This window comes from Paraglaciecola arctica BSs20135 (assembly GCF_000314995.1).
Lineage (GTDB): Bacteria > Pseudomonadota > Gammaproteobacteria > Enterobacterales > Alteromonadaceae > Paraglaciecola > Paraglaciecola arctica.
This window is the reverse complement of sequence record NZ_BAEO01000021.1, coordinates 19336-34324: the sequence shown is the minus strand read 5'-3', so window position 1 is coordinate 34324 and position 14989 is coordinate 19336. Positions and strand designations below refer to the sequence as shown.

Annotated in this window: 14 protein-coding genes; 11 read left to right on the top strand and 3 right to left on the bottom strand. The window is 41.9% G+C overall.

Annotation, left to right across the window (positions count from 1 at the left end; all coding sequences use genetic code 11):
- Positions 1–27 precede the first annotated feature (27 nt).
- From GARC_RS08070 to GARC_RS08060, 3 genes are all read right to left on the bottom strand, one after another.
- Positions 28–2493, bottom strand: a complete 2466-nt coding sequence (locus tag GARC_RS08070) for an efflux RND transporter permease subunit (protein ID WP_007618671.1) — start codon at positions 2491–2493, stop codon at positions 28–30.
- Complete coding sequence (locus tag GARC_RS08065; RefSeq protein ID WP_007618670.1) at positions 2483–3388, bottom strand: WD40/YVTN/BNR-like repeat-containing protein; 906 nt, start codon at positions 3386–3388, stop codon at positions 2483–2485. The genes GARC_RS08070 and GARC_RS08065 overlap by 11 nt, the downstream gene beginning before the upstream one ends.
- Positions 3389–3837: 449 nt before the next feature.
- Entirely contained in the window at positions 3838–5535 is a 1698-nt protein-coding gene (locus GARC_RS08060; protein ID WP_007618669.1) for a sigma-54-dependent Fis family transcriptional regulator, read from the bottom strand.
- Positions 5536–5878: 343 nt separating this feature from the next.
- On the opposite strand from GARC_RS08060, the gene GARC_RS08055 reads away from it, so the two are divergent.
- The 11 genes from GARC_RS08055 to dmpE all read left to right on the top strand — a co-directional run bounded on the left by GARC_RS08055 (position 5879) and on the right by dmpE (position 14980).
- The gene (locus tag GARC_RS08055) at positions 5879–6136 is read left to right on the top strand and encodes a phenol hydroxylase subunit (RefSeq protein WP_007618667.1); all 258 of its coding nucleotides are present in this window, start codon (positions 5879–5881) and stop codon (positions 6134–6136) included.
- Positions 6137–6173: 37 nt separating this feature from the next.
- On the top strand, positions 6174–7175 hold the full coding sequence (locus GARC_RS08050) for an aromatic/alkene monooxygenase hydroxylase subunit beta (protein ID WP_007618666.1): 1002 nt from the start codon (positions 6174–6176) through the stop codon (positions 7173–7175).
- A complete protein-coding gene (locus GARC_RS08045) occupies positions 7172–7441 on the top strand; it encodes an MmoB/DmpM family protein (protein ID WP_007618664.1) in 270 nt (89 codons plus the stop codon). Before GARC_RS08050 ends, GARC_RS08045 begins: the two co-directional genes overlap by 4 nt.
- Positions 7442–7454: 13 nt before the next feature.
- The gene (locus GARC_RS08040; protein WP_007618662.1) at positions 7455–8984 is read left to right on the top strand and encodes an aromatic/alkene/methane monooxygenase hydroxylase/oxygenase subunit alpha; all 1530 of its coding nucleotides are present in this window, start codon (positions 7455–7457) and stop codon (positions 8982–8984) included.
- A gap of 54 nt (positions 8985–9038) precedes the next feature.
- The gene (locus GARC_RS08035) at positions 9039–9398 is read left to right on the top strand and encodes a phenol hydroxylase subunit P4 (protein WP_007618660.1); all 360 of its coding nucleotides are present in this window, start codon (positions 9039–9041) and stop codon (positions 9396–9398) included.
- 9 nt (positions 9399–9407) lie between these two features.
- Entirely contained in the window at positions 9408–10466 is a 1059-nt protein-coding gene (locus GARC_RS08030; RefSeq protein WP_007618658.1) for an NADH:ubiquinone reductase (Na(+)-transporting) subunit F, read from the top strand.
- Positions 10467–10479: 13 nt separating this feature from the next.
- Positions 10480–10821 carry a 2Fe-2S iron-sulfur cluster-binding protein gene (locus GARC_RS08025; protein WP_007618657.1) on the top strand — a complete coding sequence of 114 codons (342 nt, stop codon included), beginning with the start codon at positions 10480–10482 and terminating at the stop codon, positions 10819–10821.
- Between the two features lie 11 nt (positions 10822–10832).
- Complete coding sequence (locus GARC_RS08020; protein WP_456095258.1) at positions 10833–11741, top strand: catechol 2,3-dioxygenase; 909 nt, start codon at positions 10833–10835, stop codon at positions 11739–11741.
- 76 nt (positions 11742–11817) lie between these two features.
- The gene (locus tag GARC_RS08015; protein WP_007618655.1) at positions 11818–13278 is read left to right on the top strand and encodes a 2-hydroxymuconic semialdehyde dehydrogenase; all 1461 of its coding nucleotides are present in this window, start codon (positions 11818–11820) and stop codon (positions 13276–13278) included.
- Positions 13279–13370: 92 nt separating this feature from the next.
- Positions 13371–14177, top strand: coding sequence for an alpha/beta fold hydrolase (locus tag GARC_RS08010; protein ID WP_039989137.1), 807 nt, complete (start codon positions 13371–13373; stop codon positions 14175–14177).
- Between the two features lie 17 nt (positions 14178–14194).
- Positions 14195–14980 carry a 2-oxopent-4-enoate hydratase gene (gene dmpE / locus GARC_RS08005; RefSeq protein ID WP_007618652.1) on the top strand — a complete coding sequence of 262 codons (786 nt, stop codon included), beginning with the start codon at positions 14195–14197 and terminating at the stop codon, positions 14978–14980.
- The last annotated feature ends 9 nt before the right edge of the window (positions 14981–14989 follow it).

Sequence of the window (14989 nt, the reverse complement as noted above, 5' to 3'; positions counted from 1 at the left end):
CATAATTACAAAAAGGAATTTACCGAACTATGGTCGGCTTTGATTCCCAGTAAGTGCTCCACTTCCTATTGTCGGAATTGACTGGTCGGCGGATTTTTCATCAACATGTTCAGCATCGGTGTGAAGTACACCGTATTCATCACTGTAAACGTTGACAATAAATTTAGGTTTGAAGACAAGTACCCAAGATGGCACTAACAACATCGCGGCAACCCCATTAATCACGATCATGATGCTTAACAACAGTGCGGCATCAGCTTGAAACCTTAGTTCCGAGAGTATGACCCACATAATAATGCCAGCAATTAAGGTGACCGCTGTGAAACTGATTGCCATACCAGTAGTCGCAATAGATTGACGAACCGAACCAGCTAAATTTCCGGTTTTGGCCATGAACTCGCGTATGCGGTCCATCATGTATATGGAATAATCAATCCCAACGCCAATTCCAACAGCAACTACTGGAACGGTATTAATATCAATACTCATTCCATACATGCCCATATAGGCATAGGTTAAAATTGAGGCGAAAAGCATCGTGCCCAACATCATGATTCCCGCATGCCAAGATTTGTAAAACAACATCACAAAAGCAAATATCAACAAAAAGACTAACGGCAGGACGATCATATTGGTCTCAAACGCTGATTCATTCATAGCTGCAGCGACCCCCAAGGTGCCTCCTGCAAGACGAATTTCTAGGCCTGGTACATCATTGCCATATTTGTCAATCCATGTTTTTGCCATATGGATGGCACGGCGAATTGTTTCGCCCTGTCTGTCTTTATAATAAAATACTAAGTTAGCAACCCGATCGTCGGTATCGTTGAATTCATTTAACGCACCTGGAATTGGACTAGATGCCATGTAAGTGAACATAAGACCACCAACATACGAAGCGTCGTGTGGTATTTGATACCATCGAGGGTCGTTGTTATGCATGAGTCGGTTGACCTGCTGTACAAGATCAGTGAGCCCCTTGCTTCCGCCGACGTCAGGATCTGATAACATGTGTGCTTGTAATGAAATGAGCGATTTCAGGACCTCTGGCCGCTTGAGTCCTCCAGAAGTATCTGTTTCTGCAATAATGTAGAGCTCTTCAGAACCTGGAAAACGCTCGTTTACTGTTCTCGATGATAGGTTGTAATCATGGTCAGGGTATAAAATTGGTGAGCCGGGCTCGGAATCACCGATTTGAACATGTGAAGCCGCGACTAATCCCATAAGAATTAAACAAAAGGCAATAATCAGTAGTCTTGGAGCGGCCTTAGGGCGAGTGACAATTCGTGAACAGCTCGAACCTATATAACGTAGAAAGGTTTCTTTAATCTCCGAATTTTTTGGCGTAGGCAGAACAGAAAGTAATAGCGGTACACCAATAAGTACGGTCAAAACAACAGTAATTGCCCATAAAGATGCATAAATACCCAAGTGTGTATTCAAGGGTATTGAGCCCACAGTAATCAATAGTAAACCCACAGCATCCGAAACGACCCCTAAGGTTCCCGGCCGGAAAAGGCTGTCGAATGTCGCTTTCGCAGCATCAGCGCCTTGAGGGAGTGTTTTCAACTCAGAGTAATATCGCTCAACTAATTGCACCCCGTGACTCATGGCTCTAGCGGCGATTAAAAACGGTATAACCAGTCCTAGTGGATCTAGGTTATATCCGAGTAAACTTATAATACCTAATCCCCATATTGTTGAAATAAGCACACCACCGAGGGGGATTAGAACGCCATATGCCTTGCGAAAGTGAAAGATCAGCAGCGATAACATGATCAAAATAGTAAAGATGAAAATCTGTAAAATTTGTTCCATATAGGTATATGCCCAACCGATCAAAACCGGCTGTCCAGTTGCATATATTTTCACTCCTGCATGACTTTCTTCAGCTCTTATTTTCTGAAGTTGAGCAAAGGTTTTTTCGTAATCCAACTCTCCCTCATTTAATTGCGCCTTCACGAGTGCCATTTTGAAATCAGGTGCCACAAGCGGACCATATACTCTAGGGTTAGCGGCTACATTACCTCGCATTTGTTGCAATTCAGAATGACTGTACTGTCCATAAGTTGAGTCATAGTAAGATTCTGAATTGATGCTCCCTACTTCCGTTAACCATATATGCCGTGAATTTCTATGAGTTAGACTCGACACGAGGTTATGGTTAACCCCAGGAAGATTATCAACAGCCATTGTGATCCTATCCAAGGTCGCTAAATTTTCATTTGAAAAGATATCACCATCAACAAACTCCACTCCAACAACCAATACATTTGCACCACCAAAAGTATCTTTAATACTGTTATGCAGTTGAATGTACGGATGTTCTTGAGGTAGAAGATTCGAAAAATCGGTATATATTTTTAATGCGGGTATTTGGCTTAAGAAAAATACCGTCAGTAATAATATTCCGCTTAAAACTATTAAGGGATATTTGAAAATTATGACTTCAATATTGTGAAGAAAATGTGTGAAACGGTGCTTAGATTTCATCTGATTGCTCCGCTTTACCGGCAGACACAATAACAACATTTGGATCAAGCGCTAATAACATACCTCGCCCCCCTGCTACTAATAACTTTCCGTTAAAATGCAAGGCGGCTCTGAGGTAAACCGGTGCTGTAGGGGGTTGCACTGTTTGCCAGTTAGAACCTGCAAGTTTCATTACTGTAGCGTTATCACCTAGGGCATATAAAGCATCATCAACTTGCACGAATTGATATATGGGTACAGAACTATCAGCTGATTGTCGCAGCCAATTTCGTCCGCCATCTTTAGTATGGTAAACAAATCCATTGAGCCCCCCAACCCAGCCTTCTGCAGTCGTAGCAAAATGTGTGGAATGAGGAAAAAATTCATCTGGGAGAAAACCAATTAAATCCCAAGAGATCCCGCCGTTTTCAGTGACCAATATCATCCCAAATTCTGCTGTAGCAACAGCATCTTGTTCAGAAATGAAAACAAGGTTAGTAATAATAGCGTCTTCATCAAGGCTAGTTGTTTGCCAATTCTGACCATCGTTAGCTGAGTGCAAAAATGTTGAAAATCCGCCTGCAACCCACCAATTGCCGTTGGGAGCGCAATCAATTGTCATTAACTGCTCTTGTGTTGGGACCTCGATCGATATCCAATCATCGCCATTGATGTTTGATACCCAAACTTGATTGTCGAACGAAAGTGCAATGAGACGCTGATCTGGACAGCTGGCAATATCGATTAATGATGGCATTCCAGCCAAGATGGTTCGTGACCATGTTTTCGCATCATGGCTAGTTAAGACAACGCCATTATTGCCCACCAACACTGCTACTTGATCGTTCTTTGCAAATGCTTGATAGGAATCAGTTCGTTGCAAAGGTTTTTCTCGGTATGCAGTCACTTTATCCATGACTAAAGGTGCTTCACACCCGAATATGAGTAAACAACTCATAACAATAGCTGCGGTATTAAGGCATGATTGAATTGTTAAAAGACGAACTAAGTGTAGAGTCGGAAGCCGTTGATAAATTTGTTTAAACAACATTCTTTATTACATTTATTTAATTAACATAAAAATCAATAGAGCAAAAGATGTGCCATTACAACAATAAATAAAAAAAACCTATGAAATCATTATGATACGAGTTTACAAAGGCTGTTTCATGTTGAATTGAAAATATAAGAATTCTAAATGTTAATGAAATGATAAATAATTAAGATTTATAGGTACTAAACTCACCAATTTTAACGATTTGGTAACATTGGTCGTTTATTAGGTAATCATCACCCCCCTAACTCTTGCTATCCAACGTACATAAAGACAATAAAGAATCGTAAATATTTTGAAAACAGATAAACCTAGAAAACAAGTCCATGCTTTTTCAAACGATAAGCCAGTGCTGGTCTCGTTACACCAAGCAGGCGGGCGGCACCGGAAATGTTATCTCTAGCTTTTTCCATCGCTTTTTCAGTTAATATTTTTTCTACAGCATCAAGGCTGATTTCTTTTTCGAAAATAGTATCAACCCAATTATCTTTGTTTTTCTCACACGGTTTTACTACATAACCCTCGGAGTAAACATGATCGTCATTATTAATTTCTAATTTAATAATGGTGGAAACAAACAATGATCCTACTGAAATAGTTTCGTTACTGTCAGTTAAAATAACGCCACGTTCTATAACATTCTCAAGTTCACGTATATTACCAGGCCAACTATACGTTGATACGTAATCCCAGGCTTTATCAGACAATCCCAATGTACGTTTCGAATAATCATTGTGAAATTTTTGCAAAAAATGCTCTACAAGAAGTGGAATATCTTCAACGCGGTCACGCAATGGCGGAATGTTTACTGGAAAGACATTTAGCCGGTAATACAAATCTGCGCGAAATCGTCCCTCATTAACGGCTTGCTCTAACGACTCATTTGTAGCGGCAATTACTCGTACGTCAATTTTATGGGTTTGCCCTCCCCCAACTCGTTCTAATTCTTGCTCTTGAAGCACTCGCAGCAGTGTAGCTTGTGCGCGAGGAGTTAATTCTGCTACCTCATCAAGAAATATAGTACCTTTATCAGCTCTTTCGAAGCGCCCAAGACGAGATTGCGTTGCTCCTGTAAAAGCACCTTTCTCTACACCGAATAATTCCGCTTCAATCAGCTCTTGGGGAATTGCTGCACAGTTAACCGCAATAAAAGGTTGTTCGGCTCGTTTACTACGCAAATGAACACTGCGTGCGATGACTTCTTTACCAACACCAGTTTCACCTAGCAACAACACAGATACTTTGCCTTGTGCGGCTTTATCAATTTTTTTGCAGGCTTCATTATAGGAGTATGACTGACCTATTCCGTAATATTGTCCTTGCTGGCGTTCCAAACTACTACGTAATGAATTGACTTGAGACTGCAAACTATAAAGTTGCTCAATGATCGGCTCAGCCTTGAAATATTCAGCGAAAACTTCATGATCTTCCCATTCTTCCGCTGGCTTTCCTATAATTAAACAACGCTCATCACCGCATCCGCGACAACTGACTTCACGGAATATAATTTCTCGTCCCATAAAAGATGAAGTAAACGCACATGCATAACCTAACAAAGACCAACAGGCAGGTTCATCCATCTGTCCTAATTCAGTCTGAACAACCTCCACCTCCCATGAATTAATCCATTCAATTTCGGCATAAAAGTGGCCAACCTTTAGATCAATATCAAGTTTTAAAAGATTTGGTTTCACCATACCTTTAAGGGAGTGCAGTTGAGGACCAGTAAGAAAGATATCAATATCATCACAATGGGGCCTCAATCGACGGGAAAGTTCAGCATCGCGCAAACCGCTTTGATAACCAAGCCGCAAAAAGAAACCTTTAGCTCGTTCTACACCAATACTATTTAAAAGCTCCCTGCGAAAAGCCGCCATGGCAGAAACATGCATTAACAACATACGTTGCTCGCCAAACCACACTTTGCCCTCTTCATGGCTGAAACGAATAAGATCAGTTAAATCTTTAATATCAGATTCGAGTAATTCATTTTTTGATCTGCTGGACATGGCATTCCTCAAAAATTTAGTAAAAATGGACTTTCCAAAAGCTTCTATTTTGACTCTAGTAGATTTGGTTACAGATTCATTGAATCTTTAACCAACTTACCAGAAAACAACATTTAGCGCAGCTTAACCATATGATCAAACCCACCTTCACTTTAACCAAATCATTAACATTTTATTTTGATTAACCTGACTTATTTAAACACCCAACAAAACAAAAATACGTAAAAAAGCTTTACAAACAACATCTTAATAGTGCTTTAAGGGAGTTCAATCAGTGTTTGGCATATCTGTTGCAAAACATTGTTTTAACATAATGAAAACATGGTTCAAGCAACTTAATAACATGATTACCGATATTAACAAGAATAAATTTACTACCTTTACTCGTTACGTGCGAGTACGCAGCGCACCTGAGGATACTTTTGTTGAGTTTGATTTCGCTATTGAATATCCCGAACTATACGTCGAGTTAGCTTTGCCTAAAACAGCATTCGAGCTCTTTTGCAAACACAATAATGTGGTGCATATGGATAAAGATATGGCAAAAAAAGTTGATGATGATGCTCAAAAATGGCGCTTCGGTGATACCCGGAAGATTTAGGACTAGAGATTTTGATTAACCAAACAAGGTAACAAAGATGAGTGTTGAAATAAAAACTAATTCCATTTCCACAATTAGGAATACCTATAGTCATATTAAGCGTCGGTTTGGTGATAAGCCAGCAACGCGCTACCAGGAAGCAAGTTACGATATTGAAGCTACTGAAAACTTCCATTATAAGCCGCTGTGGGATCCACAACGTTCGTTAAATGATGAAAGTCGCACATCAATAAAAATGAAGGATTGGTATCAAATTAATGATCCTCGCCAGTTCTATTATGGCGCATACGTAGGCAATCGCGCCAAGATGCAAGAAAGCGCTGAAACAAGTTATAAGTTTTGCGAAAAGCGCAATCTGATCTCTGGTTTGGACGAAAGTATTCATTTGAAAATTCTAAAATATTTGGTGCCATTTCGGCACTTAAACCTATCAGCAAATATGAACAACAGCATGATTGCAGGTGATTCTGTTGCTACAACGGTCGCACAGGCACACATTTATCAGTCGATGGATCACCTTGGAATGGGCCAATATTTATCGCGAATTGCGTTAATAATTGACGGCAATACTGGCACTGCATTGAATACCAGCAAAACATTTTGGATAGACGACCCAATGTGGCAACCCATGCGAAAATTGGCTGAAGATTCTATGGTGGTAAAAGATTGGTTTGAGTTATCACTGCTTCAAAATCTACTAATTGACAAAGCGGTATTTGCATTTGTTTATGAAGCAATGGACGAATGGTTTGCCACGTTGGGCGCGCGCGATATCAGTATGTTGACCGAGTTTATGCGTGATTGGAACAAGGATACGACACGATGGATTGTTGCAGTGGTGAAAACCGCAGTAGCCGAGTCGGACGAGAATAAAGAAAAATTACAAGCCTGGGTCAATCTTTGGGAGCCACAGGTATTTTCAGCGCTTGTTCCCATCGCACAAGAGACGGTAGGTAAAGACGCTTTGGTTAATGTTCAAAACGAACTAGCCGCCCTTTTGAAAAAAACAGGTCTTCAGTCGACGGAGTCAACATTATGAGCCAATTAGTATTTATCGCATTTCAAGACAACGAAAACGCCCGTTATTTAGTTGAAGCCATTAGCGAAGATAATCCGCAAGCGGAAGTACAGTATCAACCGGCAATGATTCGGATACAGGCTGAAAAACGTTTGGTTATCACTCGCGAAACGATGGAAGAGAAACTGAATCGAGATTGGGATGTTCAAGAAATGTTGTTAGATGTCATCAGTATTGGCGGCAATGTTGACGAAGATGACGACCATTTCATCCTTTCATGGAATTAATTAGGAGTAACTTATGACAGCGACTAAGAAGCTTAATCTAAAGCAAAAATACCAATACCTGACTCGAGATATGGATTGGGAGCCAAGCTATCAAAAAAAATCAGATATTTTTCCACTTGAAGAATTTGAAGGTATAAAAATTATCGACTGGGACGGTTGGGAAGATCCGTTTCGCCTTACCATGGATTCTTATTGGAAATATCAGGCAGAAAAAGAGAAAAAACTTTACGCAATTTTTGATGCCTTTGCACAAAACAATGGCCATCAGAATATTTCAGACGCACGTTATGTCAATTCTTTAAAACTATTTTTAAGTGGCGTCTCCCCGCTCGAATATGCTGCGTTTCAAGGCTATGCCAAAGTTGGCCGTCAATTCAGCGGTGCAGGTGCACGAGTTGCTTGTCAAATGCAGGCGATTGATGAACTTCGTCACTCGCAAACTCAACAGCATGCAATGAGTCACTACAATAAGCACTTTAATGGATTGCACGACGCACCATTAATGCATGACCGAGTGTGGTTTTTGTCGGTGCCCAAATCATTTTTTGACGATGCGCGCTCAGCAGGACCTTTCGAATTTTTAACCGCTATATCTTTCTCGTTTGAATACGTACTGACTAATTTATTGTTTGTGCCTTTTATGTCTGGTGCAGCATACAACGGTGATATGGCAACCGTAACCTTTGGGTTCTCAGCTCAATCCGATGAAGCCCGCCATATGACCTTAGGCTTAGAAATTATAAAGTTTTTGTTAGAACAACACGAAGATAACGTACCTATTGTTCAGCAGTGGATAGACAAGTGGTTCTGGCGAGGATTTCGTCTATTAAGTCTAGTCAGTATGATGATGGACTATATGCTTCCTAACAAAGTGATGTCATGGAAAGAAGCTTGGGAAGTTTACTACGAGCAAAGCGGTGGCGCCTTGTTCAAAGACTTAGAGCGCTATGGTATTCGCCCACCTAAATATCAAGACGTAGCTAACGCTGCTAAAGAACACATTAGTCATCAGTTATGGTCAACTTTCTATCAATATGGCCAAGCCACTAATTTCCACACTTGGATGCCTAAAAAAGAAGAACTGGACTGGCTTGCTGAAAAATATCCAGACTCGTTTAATAAATATTACCGTCCTCGTTTTGAGCACTGGGATGAACTACAGAAAAAAAATCAGCGTTACTACAATCCAACTTTACCGCAGTTGTGTCAGGTTTGTCAGGTGCCCGTTTTATTCACTGAAACGGACGATCCAAGCTCAATTAGTCATCGAGACACAGTCTACAAGGAAGATCGCTATCATTTCTGTTCTGAAGCTTGTTGTGAAATTTTCGGCAATGAGCCTGAAAAGTACGTTCAAGCTTGGTTACCAGTGCATCAAATCTACCAAGGAAATTGTGGAGGGCCAGAACTGCCAGGTGTGCTATCGGATTATTACCACATTAACTTAGGTGAAGATAATTTGGAATTTTCTGGTTCGCCCGACGAGAAGCGCTGGAACGAAATGAAGGGTATTAAGCCCTCGAAAAAAGATGATGCGGCATAACAATAAACGGGTAATTTTGACTACCTTAACTAAAAAATATAGGAGGTTTGAATCATGGCTGTAAAAGCGATTTCAACATACACCGCTGAATCTAAAGACAAAGTAGAAAATTTTAATGGTATGCAACTGCTTTATGTTCATTGGCTAAACCACAACATGTTTTGTGCACCTTTTGCTTTATTGGTCGCACCAAATATGACATTTGCTGAATTGTGGCAAACGTACATAAAGCCCGCCGTAGCGCCGCATCCTGAGAGCGAAAAAATCATGGAAGACGAAATACAATGGAAACTTAATGGCAAAACCTTTGAACCGAATAAAGGGACGCCTTTGTTAGAAATGGGTATTGACCATAAAAGCATGCTGACAATGGCCACTCCAGGCTTAAACGGCTTATACAACGCAAGCTTTTAGGAATTATTTATGACATATACGGTAACTGTTGAGCCTACTGGCGAGCAAATAGAAGTAGAAGACGGTCAAACCATTTTGCAGGCAGCACTACGCCAAGGTGTCTGGCTTCCGTTTGCTTGTGGTCACGGCACATGTGCAACTTGTAAAGTTACAGTGCTTGATGGTGACGTGGAGATTGGTGAGGCCTCGTCATTTGCATTGATGGATTCAGAGAGAGAAGAAGGAAAAGTTCTGGCTTGTTGTGCGACTGTTGAGAGCGATGTCATTATTGAAGCCGACATTGACGTTGACGAGGACTTTGAAGGTTTTCCTGTTAAAGACTACACAGCTACAGTCTCAAAAATTGTCGACTTGTCACCAACAATCAAAGGAATTCATCTGTTATTAAACAGCTCTATGACTTTTCAAGCTGGGCAATATATAAATTTGAATGTGCCTGGTTGTGACGGTGCTAGAGCATTCTCAATCGCAAACCCACCATCAAATGGACAGGAAATTGAACTTCATGTTCGGCAAGTTCCTAGCGGTTCTGCTACCGGATATATCCATGAAAAATTGAAAGTAGGTGATTCGTTACCTCTATCAGGTCCTTATGGACAATTTTTTGTTAGAAGATCACAGCCTGGAAATTTGATATTTATTGCAGGCGGTTCAGGTTTATCAAGTCCTCAATCAATGATTTTAGACTTATTAGAAAAAGGCGATAAACGACATATTACCTTGTTTCAAGGTGCACGTAATCAGGACGAATTGTATAACGCAGATCTATTCGCCGCACTAGCAAAAAAGCATACCAACTTGACTTATATTCCAGCACTTAATGACGCGGAAGATGACGAAAACTGGAAAGGTTTTAAAGGATTTGTGCATGAAGCTGCAAATGCACATTTTAATAATCGTTTTGCTGAACACAAAGCCTACTTATGCGGCCCTCCTCTTATGATAGATGCGGCGCTTACAGCATTAATGCAAGGCAGATTATTTGAACGAGACATCTTTATGGAGAAATTTATAACGGCTGCTGACGGGGCAGACGAGCAGCGCTCTGCTCTCTTCAAAAAAATATAAACCGAGACAACTAATGCGTCAATTTAACATTACCAATAAAACCAGCAAACAGAGTTTTGTTTGTCGTGAAGAAGACTACATTCTTCATGCCATGCTGCGCACTGGAATAGCATGTATCCCAGTAGGCTGCGGTGGCGGGGGTTGCGGAGTATGTCGAATCAACATCATTAGCGGAAAAGCAGATTTTGGTCGTATGAGCAAAGTGCATGTAACTGATGAACAACTAAACAATGGGTATGCATTAGCTTGTCGTGTTAAACCGAAAAGTGATTTAGTGATTGAGTGCGCACCCAATTCAAAAAGCTCCCAACAAAGAGCTGATCTAACTAAGCAACTAAATGAGGTTTCACAATGAAAAAAGGTGTAATGAGACCAGGGCACGTGCAAATACGTGTACTGGATATGAAAGAAGCACTAAAACACTATGTAGATTTGCTCGGTCTTATTGAAACAGACAGAGACGAATCAGGAAGAGTATATTTAAAAGCATGGAGTGAAGTAGACAAATTTTCAGTGGTGTTGCGCGAAGCGGATGAGCCTGGATGCGACTTCATGGCCTTTAAAGTGGTTGACGAAGACGCCTTGAAGCAGTTGGAAAAAGACCTAGTTGAATTTGGCTCGACCATAACGCATCGTGAAGCTGGCGACTTAAAAGATTGTGGTAGACGCATACAGTTTACCTCTGCGTCGGGACATTGTTTTGAGCTATACACCGACAAAAAATATACTGGTAAGTGGGGATTAAACGCGGTCAACCCTGAAGCATGGCCACGTGGTCTAAAAGGCATGAAGGCAGTCAGATTCGACCATTGCTTGTTTTATGGAGATGCACTCGCCGAAACCTACGATTTGTTTGTGAATGTGCTGGGGTTCTATTTGGCCGAACAAGTCATTGATCCTGATGGAAATCGCGTAGCGCAATTTCTATCCCTCTCAACCAAAGCTCATGATATCGCTTTCATCATGCATGAAGAAAAAGGCAAGTTCCATCACGCCTCGTTCTTTTTAGAAACTTGGGAAGATATATTAAGAGCCGCCGACCTTATTTCGATGGAGAATGTGCCTATTGATATTGGCCCTACCCGTCATGGCTTAACGCACGGGAAAACAATTTATTTCTTCGATCCATCAGGCAATCGTACTGAAGTATTTGCAGGCGGTGATTACAACTACCCAGACCATAAACCGACTACATGGAAAGCAGAGGATCTAGGCAAAGCCATCTTCTATCACGATCGTGTCTTGAACGAAAGATTCTTAACGGTTGTAACTTAAGAATAAATCAGCGGGTATCCCCCGCTTTTTCTACGCCTGAATGATTAACCAATGTAGATAGTTATAAGAGATAACAATGAAAGAATATAAACACTTTATTAACGGTCAATATGTTACCTCTCAAAGTGGAAAAACCTTTGAGAATCGCTGTCCGGTTGATAACAGTTTGCTCGGCATCATCCATGAAGCAGGCGAGGCTGAAGTCGATGCTGCGGTAAAAGCGGCCAAAGCGGCATTGAAAGGTCCGTGGAGTCAATTAACTCAAGCTCAACGCACGACCTTGCTCAATAGAGTCGCTGACCGTATTAATGAGCGTTTTGACGAATTTTTACAGGCAGAGTGTTTGGATACAGGTAAACCTCACAGTATTGCCAGCCATATTGATATTCCAAGAGGAGCCGCGAATTTTAAAGCGTTTTCTGAAACGCTGGCAAATCATCCGACGGAAAGTTTCCGTCTTGATACCCCCGATGGCAAAGGGGCGGCCAACGTAGGGCATCGGACCCCCAAAGGCGTCATTGCAGTTATTTCGCCGTGGAATCTACCGTTATTGTTAATGACTTGGAAAGTGGGCCCGGCCATGGCTTGTGGTAATACAGTTGTTGTTAAACCTTCGGAAGAAACTCCCGCCACCACGACATTATTAGGTGATGTCATGAATGAATGTGGCGTTCCCCCAGGCGTATTTAACGTAGTGCATGGTTTTGGAGCTAATTCTGCAGGAGAATTTCTAACCACACATCCACTGGTCGATGCGATTACCTTTACCGGTGAAACGAGTACCGGTGAAGCGATCATGAAAGCGGCTTCAGTGGGTTTACGTAATATATCGATGGAGTGTGGTGGTAAAAATCCGGCTATTGTTTTTGCAGATTGCGATCTGGACAAAGCCATTGAAGGCACTATGCGCTCTGCATTTGTTAACTGCGGTCAAGTATGTCTTGGCACTGAGCGGGTCTATGTTGAACGGCCTATTTATGACAAATTCGTAAAACGTTTGAAGAAAGGCGTAGAGCAATTGAAACTTGGCCGACCTGAAGATGAAGCCGCTAATTTCGGTCCGCTGGTAAGCCTTGAACATAGGGAAAAAGTCTTCTCCTATTATAAATTGGCAGTGACGGAAGGTGCCACAGTTGAGATAGGTGGCGGCATACCAGATATGGGTAGAGAGCTCAATGACGGAGCTTGGATAGAGCCCACAATTTGGACTGGACTGGCTGACGATTCTCGCGTAGTGCGAGAAGAGATTTTTGGTCCCTGTTGCCATATTCGCCCTTTTGATAGTGAAGAAGAAGTTGTCGAATTGGCAAACGACACCAATTACGGTTTAGCAGCAACTATTTGGTCAGAAAACAGTGCGCGAGGAATACGGGTAGCTGAACAGATGGAGACCGGCTTGATATGGATAAATAGCTGGTTCTTGCGTGATTTGAGGACCGCTTTTGGTGGTGCAAAACAATCAGGTATTGGTCGCGAAGGTGGCGTACATGGTCTCGAGTTTTATACCGAATTGAAAAACATCTGCATCAAACTCTAAGACGCTTGCACATATTACCCGTCAAAGTCATAGGCATCAGTATTAAAGGCAATTTTTTTGTGAAAAAGACAAATAATCCGGAAATTGGACAGATGATAAATGTGCAAGGTGTAAGAACCAATGTTCACGATATAGGTTCGGGCGCACCAGTCATGATGTTCCATGGCTCAGGCCCAGGTGTAACTGCTTGGGCTAACTGGCGTCTGGTGATGCCTGACCTAGCCAAACATCATAGAGTTATCGCCCCCGACATGCTGGGTTTTGGGTTTACTGAAAGACCGAAAAATAGCCTATGTAATATGGATCACTGGATAAACCACACGATTGATTTGCTGGATGAACTAGGCATAGAACGTACCGACATTGTTGGTAATTCCTTTGGTGGCGGGATCGCGCTAGCGTTAGCTATCCGCTTTCCAAAGCGAGTGCGCCGTCTGGTGCTAATGGGAAGTGTAGGCGTGCCATTCAAGCTGACCCACGGCCTTGATGCTGTTTGGGGCTATGAACCATCCTTAAAAGCCATGAAGGGATTACTCGATATATTTGCCTATGACCGCAAATTAGTGACAGATGAACTAGCCGAATTACGCTATCAAGCGAGTATTCGCCCAGGCTTTCAGGACGCCTTCTCAGCTTTGTTTCCAGCCCCCAGACAACGCTGGATAGAGGCACTTCAAAGTAATGAAAATGATATACGAACACTAACGCACGAAACACTTATTTTGCACGGACGAGAAGATAAAGTTATTCCGTTGAAAACCAGTCAGACACTATTCGAGTGGGTACCCAATGCCCAACTTCACGTGTTTGGTCATTGTGGACACTGGACGCAGATAGAACATGCCAATCGTTTCTCCAAACTGGTAGTAGATTTTCTTGCAGAAACCGAAACAAATTAGCAATAAATGAGGACTTTATGAATAAACAACAAATACAAGCTTGTGGGGATGAACTCTACAATGCACTTTTACAAAAACAAACCGTGAAGCCTTTAACTCAACGTTTTAATGAGCTTAGCATTGAAGAGGCTTATCACATCTCATTACGAATGCTTGAACTAAGGGTACAAGCTGGTGCAAAAATCATTGGTAAAAAAATTGGAGTTACCTCAAAAGCGGTGCAGACCATGCTCAATGTTCATCAGCCGGATTTTGGCTATCTCACCCATGACATGGCCTATAGTCAGGGTGAAGAAATGCCTATCAGCGAAAAACTGATCCAGCCCAAAGCTGAAGGTGAGATTGCCTTTATTCTTAAAAAAGATCTGATTGGCCCGGGGATTACCAATGCCGATGTGTTGGCCGCGACGGATTGTGTCATGCCCTGTTTCGAAATTGTCGATTCCCGTATTGAAGACTGGAAAATAAAAATTCAGGACACAGTCGCCGATAACGCATCTTGTGGTTTATTTGTTTTAGGCGACAAAGCAGTTAGCCCAAGCAAGGTGGATCTTTCCACATGCGGCATGGTGGTAGAAAAAAATGGCCAGATCATATCCACCGGTGCCGGCGCTGCGGCGCTAGGCAGTCCGGTTAATTGTGTGACCTGGTTAGCCAACACTCTAGGGCAATTCGGTATTCCGCTCAAAGCTGGCGAAGTAATATTGTCGGGCTCTTTGGTTCCTTTAGAGCCAGTTAAGGCCGGAGATTTCATGAGTCTCAGCATTGGTGGAATTGGCAATGCGTCCGTTCGTTTTGTTTAACTATAGGAA